Origin of the sequence: Fulvivirga lutimaris (assembly GCF_009711525.1) — a bacterium.
In the GTDB taxonomy this organism is placed as follows: domain Bacteria; phylum Bacteroidota; class Bacteroidia; order Cytophagales; family Cyclobacteriaceae; genus Fulvivirga; species Fulvivirga lutimaris.
In genome coordinates, this window is record NZ_SMLV01000426.1 from 16,935 (window position 1) to 37,426 (window position 20,492).

The 20,492-nt window shown below is 39.9% G+C and carries 17 protein-coding genes; 14 read left to right on the forward strand and 3 right to left on the reverse strand.

The window, feature by feature from the left end:
- Nucleotides 1-18 precede the first annotated feature (18 nt).
- Nucleotides 19-351: a hypothetical protein gene (locus E1140_RS17985; protein WP_155187271.1), complete on the forward strand. Its 333-nt coding sequence runs from the start codon at nucleotides 19-21 to the stop codon at nucleotides 349-351.
- A 196-nt stretch (nucleotides 352-547) separates the two neighbouring features.
- A complete protein-coding gene (locus E1140_RS17990; protein ID WP_246203020.1) occupies nucleotides 548-1,501 on the forward strand; it encodes a hypothetical protein in 954 nt (317 codons plus the stop codon).
- Between the two features lie 43 nt (nucleotides 1,502-1,544).
- Here the strand turns inward: E1140_RS17990 and E1140_RS17995 are convergent, their stop codons facing one another.
- A complete protein-coding gene (locus E1140_RS17995; protein WP_155187277.1) occupies nucleotides 1,545-4,787 on the reverse strand; it encodes a S41 family peptidase in 3,243 nt (1,080 codons plus the stop codon).
- Nucleotides 4,788-5,128: 341 nt separating this feature from the next.
- Here E1140_RS17995 and E1140_RS18000 point away from each other — a divergent pair, with 341 nt between their 5' ends.
- From E1140_RS18000 to E1140_RS18010, 3 genes are all read left to right on the forward strand, one after another.
- Entirely contained in the window at nucleotides 5,129-6,568 is a 1,440-nt protein-coding gene (locus E1140_RS18000) for a serine hydrolase domain-containing protein (protein WP_155187280.1), read from the forward strand.
- A gap of 63 nt (nucleotides 6,569-6,631) precedes the next feature.
- On the forward strand, nucleotides 6,632-6,880 hold the full coding sequence (locus E1140_RS18005) for an FUSC family protein (RefSeq protein WP_155187283.1): 249 nt from the start codon (nucleotides 6,632-6,634) through the stop codon (nucleotides 6,878-6,880).
- A gap of 90 nt (nucleotides 6,881-6,970) precedes the next feature.
- The gene (locus E1140_RS18010) at nucleotides 6,971-7,435 is read left to right on the forward strand and encodes a protease complex subunit PrcB family protein (protein WP_155187287.1); all 465 of its coding nucleotides are present in this window, start codon (nucleotides 6,971-6,973) and stop codon (nucleotides 7,433-7,435) included.
- An 18-nt stretch (nucleotides 7,436-7,453) separates the two neighbouring features.
- On the opposite strand, the gene trxA is transcribed toward E1140_RS18010, so the two are convergent.
- Complete coding sequence (gene trxA, locus E1140_RS18015; RefSeq protein WP_155187290.1) at nucleotides 7,454-7,750, reverse strand: thioredoxin; 297 nt, start codon at nucleotides 7,748-7,750, stop codon at nucleotides 7,454-7,456.
- A 128-nt stretch (nucleotides 7,751-7,878) separates the two neighbouring features.
- Between trxA and E1140_RS18020 the strand changes: the two genes are divergently transcribed.
- The 5 genes from E1140_RS18020 (at nucleotide 7,879) to E1140_RS18040 (ending at nucleotide 14,912) form a co-directional block, all read left to right on the forward strand.
- Nucleotides 7,879-9,801: an AAA domain-containing protein gene (locus tag E1140_RS18020; protein WP_185153664.1), complete on the forward strand. Its 1,923-nt coding sequence runs from the start codon at nucleotides 7,879-7,881 to the stop codon at nucleotides 9,799-9,801.
- A gap of 105 nt (nucleotides 9,802-9,906) precedes the next feature.
- Entirely contained in the window at nucleotides 9,907-10,782 is an 876-nt protein-coding gene (locus E1140_RS18025) for a TraB/GumN family protein (protein WP_155187293.1), read from the forward strand.
- 33 nt (nucleotides 10,783-10,815) lie between these two features.
- Nucleotides 10,816-12,801, forward strand: coding sequence for a type I pullulanase (gene pulA, locus E1140_RS18030; protein ID WP_155187296.1), 1,986 nt, complete (start codon nucleotides 10,816-10,818; stop codon nucleotides 12,799-12,801).
- Between the two features lie 24 nt (nucleotides 12,802-12,825).
- Nucleotides 12,826-13,719, forward strand: a complete 894-nt coding sequence (locus tag E1140_RS18035; RefSeq protein WP_246203022.1) for a sugar phosphate isomerase/epimerase family protein — start codon at nucleotides 12,826-12,828, stop codon at nucleotides 13,717-13,719.
- Nucleotides 13,720-13,778: 59 nt separating this feature from the next.
- Nucleotides 13,779-14,912: a DUF819 family protein gene (locus E1140_RS18040; protein ID WP_221412718.1), complete on the forward strand. Its 1,134-nt coding sequence runs from the start codon at nucleotides 13,779-13,781 to the stop codon at nucleotides 14,910-14,912.
- On the opposite strand, the gene E1140_RS18045 is transcribed toward E1140_RS18040, so the two are convergent.
- Nucleotides 14,907-17,123 (reverse strand): DUF5916 domain-containing protein, encoded by a 2,217-nt coding sequence (locus tag E1140_RS18045; protein WP_221412719.1) that lies wholly within the window; start codon nucleotides 17,121-17,123, stop codon nucleotides 14,907-14,909. The two genes, E1140_RS18040 and E1140_RS18045, sit on opposite strands and share 6 nt — an antisense overlap.
- A gap of 183 nt (nucleotides 17,124-17,306) precedes the next feature.
- Between E1140_RS18045 and E1140_RS18050 the strand changes: the two genes are divergently transcribed.
- Genes E1140_RS18050 through E1140_RS18065 form a run of 4 tightly spaced genes read left to right on the forward strand, consistent with a single transcriptional unit; the run spans nucleotide 17,307 to nucleotide 20,469 of the window.
- A complete protein-coding gene (locus E1140_RS18050; RefSeq protein ID WP_155187302.1) occupies nucleotides 17,307-17,852 on the forward strand; it encodes an RNA polymerase sigma factor in 546 nt (181 codons plus the stop codon).
- Nucleotides 17,852-18,628 (forward strand): HEAT repeat domain-containing protein, encoded by a 777-nt coding sequence (locus E1140_RS18055; RefSeq protein WP_155187305.1) that lies wholly within the window; start codon nucleotides 17,852-17,854, stop codon nucleotides 18,626-18,628. Before E1140_RS18050 ends, E1140_RS18055 begins: the two co-directional genes overlap by 1 nt.
- Nucleotides 18,629-18,650: 22 nt before the next feature.
- On the forward strand, nucleotides 18,651-19,538 hold the full coding sequence (locus E1140_RS18060) for a DUF4097 family beta strand repeat-containing protein (protein ID WP_155187308.1): 888 nt from the start codon (nucleotides 18,651-18,653) through the stop codon (nucleotides 19,536-19,538).
- Nucleotides 19,522-20,469 carry a DUF4097 family beta strand repeat-containing protein gene (locus E1140_RS18065; RefSeq protein ID WP_155187312.1) on the forward strand — a complete coding sequence of 316 codons (948 nt, stop codon included), beginning with the start codon at nucleotides 19,522-19,524 and terminating at the stop codon, nucleotides 20,467-20,469. The genes E1140_RS18060 and E1140_RS18065 overlap by 17 nt, the downstream gene beginning before the upstream one ends.
- The last annotated feature ends 23 nt before the right edge of the window (nucleotides 20,470-20,492 follow it).

Genomic DNA, 20,492 nt, shown 5'->3' on the forward strand with positions numbered 1-20,492 from the left:
TTACTAATTCGAATGTCTATGAAAGTAATATCGAGCAACAAGATTTATGAAATACTAGAAGTAATTAGAAGAAAACCTCACTTTTATTTAACATCTAAATCCATAACTTCATTACAGAATTTTCTTAATGGCTACTTACTAATGGCTGGTTTTTCTAATGATGCTTACAATTCGGGGGATCCAAAAATTGACGATTTTAAATACTGGATTTTAAACAAAAGTAGCACTCAAGATGGAGTTGGCAACCCTTACTCAAATACCTTACTTCTGGAATGCAAGGGAGATGAAGAATTGGCTTTTGAAAGGTTCTTTGAATATTTGGACGAGTTCAGAAAGCTAAAGAACGATTAATAAATGAGTTAACTAAAAATTCATTAACTCCACTAAGGCCCCAATTGATTTCAGCAACAAATATCTTAATACCTGCCTTAGTTTAAGTATTTTAGAGAAGCATACTCAAAAACACTTCAACATGCAGAACCTCAGTCTTAACAAAAGCTTTCTTGCACTAATCATCCCAACCGCTTTATTTTTTACTCTCATTCTTTTGATTAAGTTAACATCAATCAATGAAACTGGAGTATTGGATTTTGCCATTACAGCCGATTTACTTCTAACAGTACCGTTGGTTTATTTTCTCTTGATTCGTAAAACGGCAATACCTAATACTACTACAATACCTGTAATGATTATTGGGCTTCTTATAGGCTCTTATCTTATGCCGGCTGAAAGTCAGACTTACCTTTCGCTGTTTAAAAACTGGGCCCTACCTATTATTGAGCTTTCTATTTTGGTTTTTGTCATTATAAAAGTAAGAGCTACCATTAAAAAATTTAGAGTAATCAAGGGCAACTCCGATGATTTCTATTCAGCTTTAAAACATACTTGTTCAGAAATTCTGCCTGCGCCAGTTGCAACATTGATGGCTTCTGAAATAGCAGTACTATATTATGGCTTCTTTAATTGGGGCAAAAAAGTTTATAAGGAAAATGAGTTCACTTATCACAAAAATAGTGGAGCTCAGGGCCTGTTTGGTGGATTTATTCTAGTCATTGGCATAGAAACTTTTGTACTGCACAATCTGGCGGCCAACTGGAGTATAATAGCTGCCTGGATTCTTTCCGGCCTAAGTATTTACACAGCCCTCCAGTTGCTTGGATTTGCTCGATCATTAGCAGCAAGGCCAATTACCATTGGTGAGAATAGTGTAAACCTGAAGTATGGAATCATGAATGAGGTGTCTATTCCTTTTGATGAAATAGAAAGTATAGAAATTTCTAGTCGGGAATTAGATAAAGGTAAGCTTGAAAAAAAACTTTCCTTGCTAGGTGAGCTTGAAAGCCATAATGTTATTATTCAATTGAAAAATGAGCACCAACTCGCTGGGCTATATGGAATGAAATCAGAGTTTAAGGTACTTGGATTTTATATTGATACCGCTTTAGAATTTAAGGCCAAACTGGATGATTTAATTCAAATTGGAGATAACAAAAAGGCTTGAGATTCATGTGAACCTCAAGCCTTTTTTAATGTAGCTTAAATTCTTATTCAGACACCTGATTCAAAAGCACCTCAATTCCTTTTTCCAACTGCTGATCTCTACCTTTGTCAATAACACCAGGCATATTCTTTAACAGAATAGTAGGTTCCGTCTGGTTGTTTTCCATCCAGTTGCCTGCCATATCTTTGGCGCTTACCGGTACGGTTCCCCAGTAGCTTCCATCAGACAAACCTTCCCAGCCTGCAAAGCTGCAGGTACCTGGCACAGGCATACCAATAGTTGTTCCTATTTCTAAATCAGTATATCCACAAGCGTAGCAATGACCATCAGAATACATACTTTCATTGAACAGCGAAACCGTTGGCTTGGTCCACCTTGAGGTTGGCTCACCTCCTACCACTTTTTCTGCGGTAGCGTAAGTAATAAAATGTGTTCCTGTAAAGAACATCGCCAAATCAGCAACAAGATCTCCACCACCATTAAAACGGGTGTCAACAATCACTCCTTTGGTGTCAAAATACTTGCCCATCATATCTTCATAAATAGAGCGGTACGGGCCATCTCCCATGCCTGGGATATGTACATAGCCCAATTTTCCGCCACTCTTCTCTTCCACCTCTTTCTGGTTGATTTTAACAAAGCGTTTGTACAATAAACCTCTTTCTTCACCTAATGTGATAGGTTTTACAGTCAATTGTTTTGCTGGCTGTCCGCTAGCACCTACTTCTAAAAGCACAAACTTATCTGCCTTATGATTAAGATAACTGGCAATATCTCTATTGGCTGATATCACTTCTCCATCAATAGACTTGATAATCATACCAGCTTTAATATCTAACGAGGCTTTATCCAAGGGTCCGCCTTTTATTACCTCAGTTATTCTGATACCACCCCCTGTGTAATCATAATCCATAAATATCCCTAATGAGGCTGTTTCATCCCCATTCCTATTATTGCCTCTGTTGCCAGCTCCTGTATGCGAACAGTTCAACTCTCCCAACATCTCAGAGACCATCTCTGTGAACTCATAGGAATTACCCAAATGCGGTAAATACTTTTTATACTGCACATAAAGGCTGTCCCAGTTATTACCATGGAATGTTGGCTCATAAAAGATGTTTTTGGTACGAATGTAAATGTGTTCGAACATGCTCGCTCTTTCTGCATCCTTATCAAAGTACATATCGCCCGCGATCTTGATGCCCTCAGATTTGCCTCCGCTAACGTCTAATTTAGAGATGTTACCTCCTGAAAGTAGATACAGGTTTTCCATCTTCTTATCCCAAACAAGGCTACCGCCTCGTGCATTGAGTTTGATACTTATTTTGGTCTCACGAGTACGTAAATTAGTTTCCCATAAGTTAGCCTTGTCTTCAAACGTTGCCAGGTAATACAGCTTCTCCCCATCTTTGGATAACACCGCATCTCCCAATCTGCTGGAGTGCGTAGTGATTCTTTCTTTTCTATCTTCTAAACCTTCCCAATCAAATTTCAAAGGCTTTACTTCATCTTTAGGTTTATCTTCATCTTTGCCCTTTTTTCCTTTCTTGTCTGTAGACTCATCTTCTTTTTTATCCTCCTTTTGAGCCTCCTCAATGGCCTTCATCAGTTTATAATCTTCTTCTGACATCTTAAATTTATCATAAGCTTCCTGAGTGAAAAACATCGTATAAACATCATCTTCGCTTCTTCCGCTGGTGGCATAACTCTTCAGTCCATTTCTGTTACTAAACCAAATCATCTGCTTGCCTTCATTAGCCCATTTAGGTGCATTATCATAATAACCACTCTCGGTCAGATTTTGCTTTTTGCTGCCATCAGCAGCAAGTAGCATCACCTCACTATTACTCAATGTTTTACTCCAACCCATCAATAGCCATTTGCTATCAGGACTCCATGTAAAATATTTATCACCATCACCCATAGTGAAAAGGTCCTTTGGTGTCATCAGGTCAATTTCACTACCAGATGCGACATCACGAATTTTTAAGGTTTTTCGTCCTGCTATATAGGCTAGCTTCTTGCCATCAGGCGAGTAAGAAGGCAAATAACTATCTGTTGCATTTTCAATAAGGCTAGTTTCCTTTAACAAGGTAGACGCATAGAAAAATGGCTCTTCTGACCTTACCTTTTCAGTTTTATAGATATTCCATTTGCCTTTTCGCTCACTGGCATAAACCACACCCTTACCATCAGGGGTGAAAGTCACAAAGCTCTCCTGCTCGGGAGTATTGGTAATTCTTTTGGTCAGCGAACCATCTACTGAAGTCACAAACACCTCACCTCGGGCAATAAAGGCTATTTCTTTACCATTGGGCGAAACCTCCATCTCCTGGACCCCATCTCTGATGCTGATAAAACTATCTGAATTATCTTTAGCCTGAGTTCTGATATTCACCAGTACTTTTTTAGGCTCTTCTCCCTCTTTCATGGTGTAGAGTTCACCATCATAACCAAAAGAAAGCACCCCATTACCAATGCTTAAAAAGCGGACAGGGTGCGTTTTGAACTGAGTCAGCTGGGTGTCCTGAGCAGGGTTAGCTAATGCCAGCTTATGTACATTAAAATTACCGCTCTTCTCACTCAGATAGTAGATCTGGTCTTCAGCACCATTAAAAACTGGCTGACGATCTTCACCATTAAAGGAAGTGATCATTTTATGCTCATCTGTTGTTGCATCGTACTTCCAAATATCTCTGGTGATAGAAGAAACATGGTGCTTGCGCCATTCATTTTCACCACCTTTTTTATCATGATAAATCATAGTTTTACCATCTTTACTCACTTGTACGAACTCAGCAGGTATGGTGAAAACCTGATCTACCCGCCCTCCTTTCGTGGGCACCTTGTACAATTCTGGTTGTGATCCCGTTGGGAACTGGCGATGCTCGGCTAAATCCTGACGTACTCCACCAAAAATCACTGACTTATCATCTGCAGAAAAGCTATAAGGCTTTTCATCATTGCTATGGAAAGTAAGGCGCGTTGCAGGGCCACCCAAAGCATCCATTACGTAAACATCGAAATTACCATAACGGTCAGATGCAAAGGCGATGGACTTACCATCCTTACTCCAGACAGGCATATAATCATGTGCCTTATGAAAGGTAAGTTGAAGAGCATCTCCACCGGAAGCTGAGACCCTGAATAGGTCACCTTTGTAGGTAAATACGATATTTTTACCATCTGGAGAAATGACCTGATAGCGGATCCATTGTGGAGTTACCTGGCCAAAGCACAGGCCTGCTGCAAGCAATAAAAAAGAAAATGAGAAAAGTGATTTCATATCAATTAAGGGTCGGTTTAGTCTTAATAAGGAATGTTTGGCTAAAGATGAATAAAAAATGCGAAGTATGGAAAACCGCTGTTAATATAAGTCATTAATAATGACTTGATTAAGAATGGTTATTGATATTGTGGCGAGGTGGGTATTATCTCATTCAACTATTCCATATTCTTAATCCGGAATTATTATCAGAGGGTCATTGGTCCAATGTTTCAATAAGAATTAAAAATCCTACAATCCAAGCTTCGGAATTGCAAATTCCGAAGAGCACAATGTAACTATCTAAAAAGCTACACCAGCGGTTAGTCTATAATTCTCTTTAATCCCTACTTTTAAGGATTATGAAAAAGCTATCTCTACTAACTTCAATACTCGCATTATGCACCTCCCTTGTTTCTGCCCAGCAGAAAGAGACTTATGATTACAATCAAGCAAACCGGGAAATGATTCAGTATGGCGTACAGGCCATACTCACCTGCAATGGACTGTTCACTTCAGACCGTACTCTTGAGCAAGTGTACGATCAGGAGCTTAAATACCTTAAAGCACCCATAGGCACTGCTGAAGGTGGAGATTATTTGATAGACTGGAATAATAAAACAGTGACCATCGGTACTACCGAAAATACACCCAATATGAGAGCTGCTTACAGAGAAGGCATTGGCTGCGTTATTCTGGCCCCAGACCAGACATTTGAAATCATTGATGATCTGCCTTTTCAAACCCTGTCTCCACTTTCAGGAGATGCAGCTTCCATACCATGGCCGGAAGGTGATTTGGTAAAAAAGCAAAAGCTGCCAAAATATATTGATAAGGATTTGTTGACAGCAGCTTCCAATTGGTCTTTTGAAAGAGAATCTCCAGAGCAGGTTACACTTAGCTTAATGGTAGTTCATAAAGGCCAGATCATTCATGAACGTTATGCTGATGGTGTGGATATGAACACTAAAACGCGTACCTGGTCCACTGCTAAGAGTATTGCCGTGACTTTGATAGGCATGCTGGCCGATCAGGGGAAGATGGATTTAGATACGCCACTTGGTTTAGAATGGCTACCCAAAGAAGTTACCGCTGACAATGATCCTCGTTCTGAAATAACTTTAAGAAATGTGCTGAACATGTCCAGCGGACTGTATACTGTAGATAGCAGAGGTATGGAATATGCCACAGGGTCAGGATTGGCCTATTGGGCAGGAGCAAGCTCTGTAAATGGAGCCAGAAACAGAGGTCTGATCAGAAAGCCTGGCACCTTTTGGGACTATGAGAACTATGATACCATTCTTGGGGTGCTGGCCATGAAGAACACACTTGGTAATGATGAAACCTATTTACAATTTCCAAGAACCGCTTTGTTTGACAAAATCGGTATGCGTAACACTTTTATTAGCACCGACAGGTTTGGTGATTTCATATTGAGCAGTCAAGTATACACCAATGCTCGTGACCTTGCCAGGTTTGGTATGCTTTACCAACAAAACGGAATGTGGAATGGAGAAAGACTCCTTTCTGAAAAGTGGATAGACTTTGTGAGAACTCCAGCACCTTCTACTGCGGATAGGGGTAACTTCTATGGAGGACAATGGTGGCTGGTTCCAGATGATCGTAATGATGTACCAAAAGATGCCTATTCAACTGCTGGTAACAGAGGTCAGTTTGTGATTGTGGTTCCATCACATGACCTGGTAATTGTTAGAAGAGGCTTAGACTATGGCAGACAAGGTTTTGACCGCTGGGATTTGACGAGAGAGGTACTGAAGGCATTTCCTACTGATTACAAGTGAGCGGAAAAATAAGGTTTAGATATTCTTAGTTGTAAAACCAACAACCTATAAGACAGTAGTAAAATGAAGCAAGTAGAACTATCAGAATTGACCGATCAAGAATTATTGCAAGAGGCAAAAAACATGAAGCCCACAAAAGTTTACGATTCAACCATATTTGGTGTTTTGACTGGGATAGCAATTTACAGTTCGGTCGCCAACGGTTTTGGTTTACTCACTTTTCTTCCTTTGGTATATATACCCATAGCCAATAAAAATAAGGCGAAACGTAAAGAGCTAGAAAGGCTTCTGGAAGAAAGGAAGTTGAAGTAATTTTTTCACGGGTCAACAATAAAATCTATCCAAAGCCTTCCAACCTCTAAGACGAATTCGGTGTCTTAGAGACAGACCATTTTATACATCATGAAAAAACTCTTAGCTTCCTTCGCACTTTTACTTGTACTGTCTGGGTGCAGTACAGATGGCGATCCTCAACTTGAAACATTTACGACAGCTATTGAACCTATTATAATAGGACAAGGCAACCTTTATGGTAATGGAGAAGAAAATATCTCAAAACAAAATCTGCTAATTAATAATGTGGATGATTGGAACCAAATCATCAGCAAGATGAATACTGTGAATACTGAAACTGATAACTTCTCGGAAACCGATATCGATTTTAGCACTCATCAAATAATTGCAATTTTTGATGATATCAAGAGTACTGGAGGTTATTCATTAGAACTGAATCTCACTCAGGAAAGTCAACGGATCGTTGCTGAAATCACTTCTCAGGCTTTCGAGGGCGCTGCCATTACAGTAATCACCCAACCCTATTTAATTGTGAGCATACCACAGTCCGATTTACCTGTAGTGTTTCAATAAAAAAGGTGAGCTTAAAGCTCACCCATATTGCTCTATCACCTGCTTAAGCTGTGCTGGTTGAACCACACCTGACTGCTGCCATTTGATCTGGCCGTTTTTGAATAATATTAATGTAGGTACACCGCGCACATTATACTTAGCTGCAGCAGCCTGATTTTTATCTACATCCACCTTCACTATTCTGGCCTTATCACCTATCTCACCTTTGAGCTCATCTAGCATTGGCGCCATCATTTTACATGGACCACACCAGGTGGCAAAAAAATCGACCAACACAGGTTGGTCACTATTAATCAGTTCACTAAACTTTGACATACTTTATAATTTACATTTAGTAAACACCTTATGAGATAGATAAGATTCCCATTATCACATAAAAATTTCATTATTTCTGCGAGTCGCAATAAGTTATTTATCTTCGCCCTTTTATTGAAGATAGCACGGTGCAGCAAATAGACGAACAACTCAAAAAACTACTTACCCTCCTCAAAAAAGAAAAGGATGCTGATCTCGAGCATTACAAGCTCAAAATGACCAGTACTTCTTACAATGAACGCAGGCGACAAGGAGTTTGTTGGTATCCGGTACACGTAGAAAAAACAGATTTTGATGCTGGTGAAAGGCCTATTTTAAGAGTATCTCGTCCGCCAGAGCACCGTGAGTCGCACATGTTTCAGTCGGGCAAGTTGGTCAGTTTCTTCTCCAATGCACAGGGCAATGACGAAACTTCAGAAGCCATCACTGGTGTGGTCAATTCAGCAGGAGAATCGCATATGATGATCACGCTCAACAGTGACGACAAACCCAGCTGGATTCGTGATGGAAAGTTAGGTGTACAGCTACTCTTTGATGAAAACAGCTATCGCGAGATGGAGCGTACCATTAAGCAACTGATCAAAACAGAAGATTTTAGAGTAAAGCATCTAAAAAATGTATTACTTGGTGACAAGCAGGCACAATTTGATGAAGCAGCACCAATCAACATTCCAGGGCTTAATCCAAGTCAGAATGATGCCCTTAACAAAGTGCTCAACGCTCATGATGTGGCGATCATCCATGGCCCTCCCGGCACAGGAAAGACCACAACAATCATTGAGTCCATCCTTCAAACGCTAAAAACGGAAAAGCAGATTTTAGTTTGTGCACCCAGTAATGCCGCTGTTGACCTTTTGGTAGAAAAGCTAAGTGATAGAGATATTAACGTGCTACGTATTGGCCACCCCGCTAGAGTAACGGAAGAAATGCTAGGCAAAACCCTGGATGCACGAGTTGCTAATCATCCTGACTTCAAAGATTTGAAAGGCATGCGTAAAAAGGCCGAGGAGTTTTTTAGTATGGCAAAAAAATACAAGCGCTCCTTCGGTTATGCCGAGCGTGAACAACGTAAGCTTTTATATGATGAAGCGCATCAGCTCAAAGATGCTGCTGATCAACTTAACTATTACATTACCAACGATATTATAGACAAAGCTCAGGTAATAGCCTGCACCTTGGTGGCTGCCAACAACTACAATATCAAAGGCATCAAATTCAAAACTGCCTTTATTGATGAGGCCGGACAGGCATTAGAACCGGCCTCCTGGATACCGGTACTAAAAGCAGGCAGGGTGATTTTTGCAGGAGATCATTTTCAACTTCCCCCTACCATCAAATCTTATGAAGCGGCCAAAGCCGGATTGGAAGTCACCTTATTTGAGAAAGCTATTAATGGCAACAAGGCCGATGTAATGCTGAAAGAGCAATACCGGATGAATGAGGCCATCATGCAGTTCTCCAGTAATTACTTCTATAAAAATGAGCTCAAAGCCAATGCTTCAGTAGCACATTGGACAGTTTTTCAGGGTGACACCCCCATTGAATTTATTGATACCGCTGGCACAGGTTTTTTTGAAAATGTAGATCCTGAGACGCGCAGCAGTTACAATGATGAGGAAGCCAATTTGCTGCAAAAGCATTTCAACCTTTATATAGAAAATCTGGATGCCATGGATCACCTGAAAGATGTTGACAATATTGGTATTATCTCCCCTTACAAGGCTCAAGTCACCAGATTAAAAGAACGATTTGCCGCAGAAGGTGCTGTTCCAGAAGTATTAAATAAAAAAGTCGTAGTCAATACCATTGATGCTTTTCAGGGTCAGGAACGAGATATCATTTACATCAGTCTGGTGCGTTCTAATGAAAGAGGGGAAATCGGTTTTCTATCAGATACCAGAAGGATGAATGTGGCTATAACCCGAGCCAGAAAAAAACTGGTATTGATAGGTGATAGTGGCACCATTGGGCAAAACCCTTTCTATGCCGCCTTTCTCGATTATGTTAATGAGAATGGGTATTACAGAAGTGCCTATGAGCTAATGAGTTAAAAAGTACTATTTAAGGTAAAAAATTACATTACCGCTAAATATACCTTTCCGTATTTCAGCTTAATCATCATCATGATTATATTGCATTAAAACAATACTAAAATCATGTTGTCCAGGCTTTTTACATTATTACTCACCCTTAGCTGTATAACAGGTTACAGCCAAACTGAAAAATCCATTCTTTATGAAGTTTCCGGCAACGGGCTGGAACAATCATCTTACCTGATGGGAATTGTCAACTTTCTGCCTGCAGATCAGTTTAAAGTGCCTTCTAAAGTCAAGGAAGTTATGTCTAAATGCGAGGTATTTGTTACTAAAACAGACAATAACAAAAAGACACAAAAGAAATTTACTGAAGCCGTAAAAATCCCTAATAATGGTTGGATCAATGATTATTTAACCGATGATGAGTTAAATCAACTTCGTTTGCTCATGCTTCTGGATTTAGAGGTAAAAGAGCATGCCTATCATGATTTTTATAGCAGATTACAGCCTATCATTTTAGTAACCACCACTGCCGCACTCCATCTTAAGGAAAACATAGTTTATACAGAACAAGTACTTCATGATGTGGCGCACAACAACAAGCTAAAGACAGAATCATTGGGTACAATTCAGGAAGAGATAGATGCATTTCAAAAATTTCCGATTGAAGATCAGGTGGAGGCGTTAAAATATACTGTCACCAACTTTTACGAGCATATCAATGATTACCAAAAAATGGTAGATGCTTATATCAATGATCAGGATCTGGAATTTGTAAAGAACGAAACCTTTAAGGCTACCAATGAGAGCCAGGCTTTTAAAACTGTTTATTACGATTCAAGAGCACTGGAATGGCTTCCTAAAATAGAAAAATTGATGCGCGACAAACCAACTTTCGTTGCATTGGGTGCGCCATACCTAATGGGTAGCGTAAGCCTGATCCAGCTTTTAAGAACAAAAGGTTTTGATGTAAAACCAGTTAGTGTTAAATTTTAAAAACACTAATCACTTCATTCAATCTACAGCTCTATGAAAATCAAATTGATATGCTTATCATTAGCACTCATGGCTATCTCATGCAAAAAAGAAACTCCGAAGTATAATTCATATACCGAATACCCGTCCATAACAGAAACTGATCTATGGCCAGAGTACTCAACTTCTAAGACAACGTTTAAGCTGTGGTCACCAGCGGCAGAAGAAGTCAGTCTTTTATTTTATGATAAAGGTGATGGTGGTGAGGCTACAGCAACCCAACCGATGGAAAGAAATACTGATGGCTTATGGGAAATTTCAGTTGAGGGTGATTTGCATGGGCAGTATTACACTTATCAGGTGAAAGCAGATGGACAATGGTTGGAAGAAACTCCTGGCATTTATGCTCAAGCCGTTGGCGTGAACGGTATGCGCGCTATGGTGGTTGACTTGAACAAGACCAACCCTGACAGTTGGGGTAATGATAAAGGTCCTGCGATCAAAAAGCCCAATGAAGCGATTATTTATGAACTGCATGTTAGAGACATTACAATCGATAAAAGCAGTGGATCGTCACACCCAGGCAAGTTCATCGGATTGGTTGAAAAAGGCACCATTGGTCCGGATAGTGTAAAAACTGGTATTGACCATATTTCTGAACTCGGAGCAACGCACGTTCACTTGCTTCCTTCATTTGATAATTACTCTATCAAAGAAGATCAGCTGGACAGCCCGCAGTTTAACTGGGGCTATGATCCTCAAAACTACAATGTGCCAGAAGGCTCCTTCGCTACTGACCCTTTCAATGCTGAAGTGCGCATTAAAGAATTTAAGGAAATGGTCAAAGGTTTTCATGATAATGGTATCGGAGTAATATTGGATGTAGTATACAACCACACCGGAAGAACAGAGAACTCCAATTTCAACCTTGAGGCACCCGGCTATTACTACAGACAATGGGAAGACGGAAAATGGTCTGACGCCTCGGCCTGTGGTAATGAAACAGCCTCAGACCGACCGATGATGCGCAAATTTATCATCGAGTCTATTTTATATTGGGCTAAGGAATACCATTTAGATGGCTTCCGCTTTGATCTGATGGGTATCCACGACATTGAGACCATGAATGCTGTTGCAGAAGCTGTTAGAAAGGTGAATCCTAATATCTTCATTTATGGAGAAGGTTGGACTGCCGGAGACTCTCCCCTTCCAGAGCCAAGTCGTGCGTTGAAAAAATACACATATGAAATGCCTTTGATCAGTGCTTTTAGTGATGACCTGAGAGATGGCTTAAAAGGATCTGTATTTGATGATAAAGATACTGGCTTTGTCAGTGGTAAAGCAGGAATGGAAGAATCTATTAAGTTTGGTGTAGTTGGTTCCATCGAACATCCACAAATTGATTATAAAGCTGTCAACTATTCTGATGCCGCATGGACAACAGAGCCGTGGCAGGCAGTGTCGTATGTGTCTTGCCATGACAACCATACCATTTATGACAAGCTAAAAATCTCTAAACCTGAGACTAGCGAAGAGGATATTATTGAGATGGATAAATTGGCCAATGCTATTGTATTGACCTCCCAAGGGATGTCCTTTTTACACGCTGGCTCAGAGCTATTAAGAACCAAAGGTGGTGAGCATAACTCCTACAACCTACCCGATAGTGTCAACAAAATTGACTGGAACTGGAAGTCTGACAACAAATCAGTTTTCGAATATTATAAAAACCTTATTGCTCTTCGTAAAAATCATCCCGCCTTCTTTATGCCAACTGGCGAGTTGGTAAGAGAACATTTGGCTTTCTTTAAAACAGAACCTGGAATTGTAGCCCATACTATTAGCGATAATGCCAATGGTGATAGTTGGAAAGATATATTGGTGATCTACAATGCGAATGAAGAAGAGGTTTCTGTAAATGTACCTGGAGAATGGAGCGTTGCTGTTAAAGGTGACTACTTCAATGAAAAAGGCATTGAGAAGGTAAAAGGAACTGTAAAAGTACCAAGACTTTCTATGTTGGTGGGGTTTAGGAAGTAAAAGACAATTGCTAAATGTAACACCATGAACAGAAGAGACTTTATCCAAAGAACCAGTCTTATTGGAGCCGCAGCATTGCTACCATTGCCAACTTTCTCAATGATGGAGAAACCAAAGTACAAAATGGGCTTGCAGCTATACACCATTCGTGATGCCATGGCTGCAAATCCTCTCGCTACTCTCAAGGCAGTAAAAGCTATGGGCTATGAAGATTTTGAAGCTTATGGTTTTGATAGTGAAAAAGGCACTTTCTATGGGTACAAATCGGCTGAGTTTAAATCAATTCTTGATGATCTTGAACTGTCCGTAACCAGTGGGCATTATGGGTTTTCACCTTATCTTGATAAATCCGAAGATGAATTAAAGCGATTTGTTGACTTATGTATTGAAGGTGCCCACGCTTTAAACTCACCATATATCACCTGGCCATGGATAGCTCCCGAGCAAAGGACAATGGATAATTTCAAACTGATGGCCAAGCTGCTTAACATCATTGGTGAGCAGGTGACAGCCTCGGGTTTGGGTTTTGCTTATCACAATCATGGTTTTGAATTTGAAGATCACAATGGCGATAATGGATATGATATCATTCTTAATGAGACAGATTCGGATCTGGTCAAACTACAAATGGATATGTATTGGGTAATGCACTCGTCAAACACTACTCCTAAAGAACTGGTTGACAAGCATCCAGGCCGTTATGTTATGTGGCACATTAAAGACATGGATAAAGTTAGTCGAGATTACTCTGAATTGGGTAATGGTTCCATTAATTATGTTGATATACTGCCCGACCCAGAAAAATCGGGATTAGAATTTTACTACCTAGAGCAAGGCGGAAATTTTGAGAAAAGCTCTATGGACAGTGTGGCTACAAGTGCTAAATATTTTAAAAAGCATTTACAGAAATTTCTATAAATGGTGTGAGTTGATTTTAGCAAATGAGCTGATCAATAAAAAAACAATACCTTTACCCTATGTCATTTATTGAAAATCCAATATATGTACTCGGGGTTTTGTGTTTGATGGTAATACTTTCTGTGTATGCTGGCAACACAAAGTTTGGTGAAAAATTCGGAGCGGCATTGCTGGTCATCATCTTTACCGCTGTAATCGCCAATCTCAACCTTATACCTTCAGCTTCTAATAGTATCGACCTGTATAGTGGGATATTTACCTATCTGGCACCAATTTCAATCTTTTATCTATTGCTTCAGGTCAACCTCACTTCACTGAAAAAGGCTGGTGCACCCATGATCATCCTATTCCTCATCGGGTCATTTGCTACAACCATAGGCATATTATTGTCTTGGTATATTGTGTCACCACAAAATACATTAGGCGCTGATGCCAGTACCGTAGCAGGAATGTTAACAGGCACATACACCGGAGGAAGTGTCAATTTTAATGCCGTTGCCTTGGAGTATGACTTTCAGGAAAAAGGAATTTTATATGCCGGCACCATAGCGGTTGATAATGTTGTCACTACCATATGGATAATAATTACCCTTACCATCCCTACCCTTCTCAGGAGATTTTGGATGGATAAAAAAGTAAAAGTAAAAGAACATAAATCCAGCTTAAGCGATATCGACCAAATGGATATGCGCTCATTTATGTGGCTCATCTTCTTAGGAGTAGCGGCTTATTATGTTTCAGAACTGACAGCAGAATTGCTCCCAAGTATTCCCTCGATTCTAGTACTATCCACTTTTGGGATTCTTTTAGCACAAACCAAATTCATCAAAAGCCTTAATGGCAGTCACACGCTGGGGCTTTACCTGGTGTATATATTCCTGGCGGTCATTGGTGCATATTGTGAAATAAGCTCAGTTATTGAGCTTCAGCAGGTTGGAATAACGCTTCTAATATTCACGTCACTGGCTGTTTTTCTTCATGGCACTATTAGTATTATTATTGGAGGTCTTGTCTACAGAGACTGGGAAATGGTGGCTATATCAAGCCAGGCAAATGTTGGTGGTGGCACCACCGCTATGGCGCTTGCTGAAACCTTTAATCGTAAAGAACTAATCTTGCCAGCCATACTGGTCGGCACGCTGGGCAATGCCATAGGCACCTATCTGGGGTTTTTAGTTATTGGTATTTTATAGATTTAACCAATAGGTAATCTTAAAAACCAGTGCTCTATTCTTCTTAATAAAGCTTGTTTCTCCAAACTGATCTTCAGTGCCATAATTGTCAGTATACACTAAGAATATATCTGAAACCGGTTTAAATCGCCATTGTAGCCTTGCATTGATATTAACATTCTCAATCTGGCTGTTGTATTGCACGAATGTCGTAAGGAAGAGCTTCTTAGTCATGGTAAGATCAAACCTGGGTCCTATTAAAAACAGATCAGCACTATTATAGGGAGCGGGAAGCTCAATCTTATTATAGTTTACAGTTAATGCTAAGGCTCCATAAGGCTGAAATCTCATATTAATATCGCTTCTTAAATTATACCGACTCCCGTTAAAGTATTCACCTATGTAACCTCCCAGGGAATAGCCTATTTTCCTTCTAAAATCAGATTGATAATTGAACTCAAATGAATTGTAGGTATAATCAGTACCCGCTGCTAATTCTATTCCTTCTGTACGTGTTGGATCAAATGGTTCAAACAAAAATGTATAGCGTTGATTTACAGACAGTTGAATACTTCCTGTATTTTGAAGTTGGATGTTATAGTTAGTGGAGTATCTGTGATCGGTTTTTTTACCTTGTTTCCAAAAGTATTCTGCATCTGCTGTTATACTATGCTGATTAATCCAACTTGATTTTGGGAAAAAGTTATGGCCAATTTCAGGGTTAATTCTAAAAAAATCATTCCTAGGTGCGTAACCCACATGGGCGTCATACTCATCACCAACTAAAACCTGAGCATAGCTAAATGTCCAGGTTTTTGAATTATAAAGGATATAGGCAGCATGAGAAAAATTACCATCACCCCCATCTTGATCAAACTCCCGATGATAGAAAATCTTGCCCGTCCACTTATTATCCATCGATGCAAGGTTATAATCTATACCCAACACCCTTGAGTAGTTATTCTTATCTATAGAAAATTCACCTGTGCTATCTTCTACCACCTGACGGTTTACAAATATTGCTCCAATGTTAGACCTACCAAAAACCTTTCTTTGCAAGGCTGCCACCGTGTAATTCGTACTTGGCAAGTTGATATCCTCTTCTTTTGCAGCCTGCATGTTCAAAACGCCAATACGCCAATTATTATCTAGTTTGCCACTCAGTCTGGCGCCAAAATGGATTTTGTTTTGGATATTTTGACCTGTGGAAGTGTCGATGGCTACTCCTATCCTTCTTGAGAAAAATGGTCGTGACAGTGGGTGTCCAAATTCAGCAAAGAGATCAGCATTTTCTAAAAAGAACTGCCGTTTTTCCGGGAAGAAAATCTCAAATCGATCTAAGTTTGTCACCTGCTGATCTACCTCCACCTGAGAGAAATCAGGGTTGATGGTTAGGTCCAGATTCAGAGAGGGGCCAATACCAATCTTGGCATCACCGCCAACAGACACATTGCTCTGCGCTTCGTTTTGTTCAGGATCATCAAAGTCCCTATTAATGCCGCTGGCTACGTATGGTATCAACACTACATTGGTAGATGGCTTTTTTAGTGGTTTGTCAAAAACCAATCGATTCATAAATGCCAAAGAAAAAATTCTGAAATTCTGCGGTGTGGCGGCTGACACTGATCGTTCACCCGTTTCACTATCCACCCTGTAAAATTTAATATTCCACTTACTTGCATCCTTTTTATATCGTAAGCTTTTAAAAGGAATGGCTCCTTCTGCTATCCAATAACCTTCATATTGTTTGGCCTCTACCTTCCACTTATTATCCCATGATAAGTCCAGATCGTCACCTCTGGTTCCACCGTTAGAAAGTAAACCTTCCCGCTGCACTCCAAAAGGGTTTACACCAAACTGAAAGGCATTGGTATTATCTAAGAATGTATCAATGGTAAAGACAAGGGCGTCATTAGCAGCTCCTCTGAAATCCCTTCTTAAAGATGGAGTCACGTAAGTCCTGTCCTTTTTTTGTGCATACATTTTACCGGAGAAGTAAATATACTGATCATCATAAGTAATCCTTACTTCCGTTTGCGACTCAGCTTTCAAAGAATCGGTAGGGAACTGCTGCATAAAATTGGTAAGCACCTGAGCTTGCTGCCAGTCAGCTTCATCCAAAACCCCATCAAGCACAATCTTTTGAGTGCTCTTTTTTACAAAGTAGCCGCCATCTTGAGCTTTTACTTGTCCGAAGCTTATAATAAAGAGGAGAAAAGCAATTCTATACACGAAAACAAAAATAACCCAATATGGGTGACTGCTCGTGAATATTTTACCAATGGTCAATTGGTTATATAAACCATTTACCTCTCAAACCAACAAATAGTAACTGACGGAAAAAATATTTAAATTATCAGTGTAACCATTTTGGGGTTACGCAGTTTCCCCTTCGAACCCAGAATAAAAAAAGTATTGGAAAGTATTGGCGACAATGCCTTAATGTTGAAAGTCAAGACAGGTGAATTAGACCATTTGGGCTTGTTATACGAACGCTACAAGCGGCCACTATTTGGCTATTTCTATCATATGAATAATGATAAGATGCTAGCGGAAGATTTAGTGCAGGCGGTATTTATGAGAGTGATTAAGTATAAACACAGCTTTAGAGGTGACGGTAAATTTAAAACCTGGGTGTTTCATATTGCACGCAATGTGAATACTGACCACCATAAGAAGCATAAAAATTATACCGATGATATTGAAGACGAGCATAATGAGCTTCCCGAAATGGAAACGGGAATACATGCTAAAGAAGAGCAGCTCACACAAATGGAAAGAGCATTGACAATGCTTGATAAGGATAAAAGGGAATTACTAACCCTTAGCAAATTGAAGAGCATGAAGTACAGGGAAATAGGTGAACTCTATGACAGCACCGAAAGTGCGATCAAGGTGAAAGTATTCAGAGCCATGCAGGCGCTAAAAAAACAGTACGAGGCATTAGAAATGACAGAATAATGGAAAATCAGGATATAAAAATATTGATCGAAAAGTTCAACTCAGGCAGGCTGAGTGATAAGGAAGAACTGGCTTTGGAAGAAATGATTGCTACCGGAGAATTGAGCCTTGATGAGCTGCATTTTAATCAAAACCTTGAGGCTATTCCTACTCCGGAACCCGGTAAAAAAATGGATGAAGGGTTTTACAGCATGTTGGCTGATGAAAAATCGAAAATCAATGCTAAACCTACTTTGTCTATTATCGAGTGGTGGAACAGCATTCGCCAGAGTCAATGGCAGTGGGCTTATAGTTTTGTAATTCTAGCTATCGGACTAATAGCTGGTTATTTAATTAACAAACCATCATCAAACAACATAAGCACTTTAACTGCTGAAGTGCAGGAGATGAAAGAAATGATGATGCTCTCCATGTTGGAGAAGCAATCTACGACCGAGCGGTTAAAGGCGGTAAGCCTAACCTCTGACATGCCAGATACCAGTGATAAAGTGGCTGCCGCGCTAATTAATACACTAAGAACAGATGAGAATAACAATGTGCGCATGGCGGCTATTGAGGCATTGGCTAAATACACCAATATGCCGACTGTGAGGAAGGAGATCATTGCTTCGATCCAATATCAGGACTCACCTTTAGTGCAGCTGGCTTTAGCAGAACTGATGGTGGCTATGGAAGCCAAAGAAGCACCAGATGCCTTTAGAGAATTGTGGGAAGAAGACAATACGCCAAAGGAAGTTCAGGAGGCGATAAAAACTAAAATGCAACAATTGATTTAAAACAATAACAACTCAAAATAAAATGAAAACAATAACAACACTCAGTATTATGTTAGCTTCGGCCTGCGGTCTTCAGGCCCAGCAACACACCGAAACGGTAAAAAAGGAGTTAAAATTTGAAAAACCCAGCAGCACCAATGTGCTTTATATCGCCAATATCAATGGGGATATAGAAGTAGAAGGTTATGATGGAGCTACTATTCAAATTGAAGCTTACAAAAAGATTGTAGCTAAATCTGATGCCCGTTTAGAAGAAGGAAGAAAAGCAGTTCAGGTAAGTATGATTGAATTGATGGACACACTTATCGTTTACGGTTCTCAGCCGTGCTGCCCATTTACCCAAGCTTTTGACAGAAGCCAGAGCAAAGGTGGGTGGGACTACCACTGGTCAAGACAGAATGACGGTTGCAGAGAAAATTTCAAGTACAAAATTGACTATAAAGTCAAAGTGCCGAAAAATACCAGCCTGATGGTTTCTACAATCAATGATGGTGACATCATAGTGGGCAATGTTTCCGGAGAGGTAAAAGCTTGGAACGTTAACGGCTCCATTGCTTTGAATAAAGTGGCCGATGCTACTTATGCCAATACCATCAATGGCGATGTGACTTTAAACTTTACCAATAACCCTAAGAAGGATGGTCGCTTCTATAGTCTCAATGGTGACATCAATGCCAACTATCTACCAGGGCTGTCTGCAGATATGAGCTTTAAAAGCTTCAATGGTGAGTTCTACACTAATGTGCAGTCGCTAGAGCAGATGCCTTCACAGCTAAAAATGGAGAAAGCCAGTAAAGGTAAAGGCATTGCCTATAAGCTGGATGGAAAAACTATGATGCGGGTGCGCAATGGCGGTATCTACCTCGATTTTGAAACCTTTAACGGGGATGTTTATGTCAAAGAAAATTAATTGTATGGAGGCCATACAGCCAATAATTGAGAATAGACTATCGCTACCTGAAAACAGGTATCAAATCTCAAAATCTGTAATTACTAAAAAGCATTTAATAACGAATAAAAATAGAAGGATGAAAAATATAAAATCAATAGCATTAACAGCAATAGTGCTACTATCAAGTGTGGTTGGATTTGCTCAGGACAAAGGAGAAATAGTTATTCCGTTATCTAACCCCGGTGCTGCATGCAGCCTGAAGGTGGATGTTAAAAGAGGCTCTATCTCCGTGCAGGGCACCGACAGAAAAGATGTGCTGGTAAAATACGAAGCCATGGAGTCTAAAGAGAAATCTAAAAGCAACAGCTCTAAAAACGGTTTACAAAAAATCTCCAGTGGCTCATTAGACCTTGAAGCACGTGAAAGCAACAATCAGGTAATTGTAGATTCAGATTCCTGGAATAAAGGTTTGAACCTTACCATTGAAGTGCCTAAGAACATTAATCTGAACCTTGATACTTATAATGGTGGAGACATTTATGTAAACAACATTACTGGCGAGGTGATTTTAGAAAACTACAATGGCGAGATTTCCGCTAAAGGCATCTCTGGCTCAGTATCCGCAGACACTTACAATGGTGAAATCACCATAGAGCTTTTAAAAGTAACTCCTGATACGCCTATGTCATTCCAGACTTATAATGGTGATGTGGACATCACCTTCCCGGCCAGCTTTAAGGGAGATTTAAAAATGAAGACCAATCAAGGTGAGATCTATTCAGGTTTTGAGATGAGCATGGTAAAGTCTGATCCGGTAAAGAAAAATGACAGCAAAACTGGCACCTACAAGGTGTATCTTGACGACTGGGTGAGAGGCAAAATCAATGGTGGCGGACCGGAGATCACTATGAAAAACTACAATGGCGATATCTATCTAAGAAAACAATAAGGTATTTTAATCAGAATAGGAAA

Excerpts from the sequence above, each read along its gene's own strand:
- E1140_RS17985 (WP_155187271.1), top strand. The coding sequence starts at position 19 with ATGAAAGTAATATCGAGCAACAAGATTTATGAAATACTAGAAGTAATT.
- E1140_RS17995 (WP_155187277.1), bottom strand. The coding sequence starts at position 4,787 with ATGAAATCACTTTTCTCATTTTCTTTTTTATTGCTTGCAGCAGGCCTG.
- E1140_RS18000 (WP_155187280.1), top strand. The coding sequence starts at position 5,129 with ATGAAAAAGCTATCTCTACTAACTTCAATACTCGCATTATGCACCTCC.
- E1140_RS18005 (WP_155187283.1), top strand. The coding sequence starts at position 6,632 with ATGAAGCAAGTAGAACTATCAGAATTGACCGATCAAGAATTATTGCAA.
- E1140_RS18010 (WP_155187287.1), top strand. The coding sequence starts at position 6,971 with ATGAAAAAACTCTTAGCTTCCTTCGCACTTTTACTTGTACTGTCTGGG.
- trxA (WP_155187290.1), bottom strand. The coding sequence starts at position 7,750 with ATGTCAAAGTTTAGTGAACTGATTAATAGTGACCAACCTGTGTTGGTC.
- E1140_RS18025 (WP_155187293.1), top strand. The coding sequence starts at position 9,907 with ATGTTGTCCAGGCTTTTTACATTATTACTCACCCTTAGCTGTATAACA.
- pulA (WP_155187296.1), top strand. The coding sequence starts at position 10,816 with ATGAAAATCAAATTGATATGCTTATCATTAGCACTCATGGCTATCTCA.
- E1140_RS18035 (WP_246203022.1), top strand. The coding sequence starts at position 12,826 with ATGAACAGAAGAGACTTTATCCAAAGAACCAGTCTTATTGGAGCCGCA.
- E1140_RS18040 (WP_221412718.1), top strand. The coding sequence starts at position 13,779 with ATGTCATTTATTGAAAATCCAATATATGTACTCGGGGTTTTGTGTTTG.
- E1140_RS18055 (WP_155187305.1), top strand. The coding sequence starts at position 17,852 with ATGGAAAATCAGGATATAAAAATATTGATCGAAAAGTTCAACTCAGGC.
- E1140_RS18060 (WP_155187308.1), top strand. The coding sequence starts at position 18,651 with ATGAAAACAATAACAACACTCAGTATTATGTTAGCTTCGGCCTGCGGT.
- E1140_RS18065 (WP_155187312.1), top strand. The coding sequence starts at position 19,522 with ATGTCAAAGAAAATTAATTGTATGGAGGCCATACAGCCAATAATTGAG.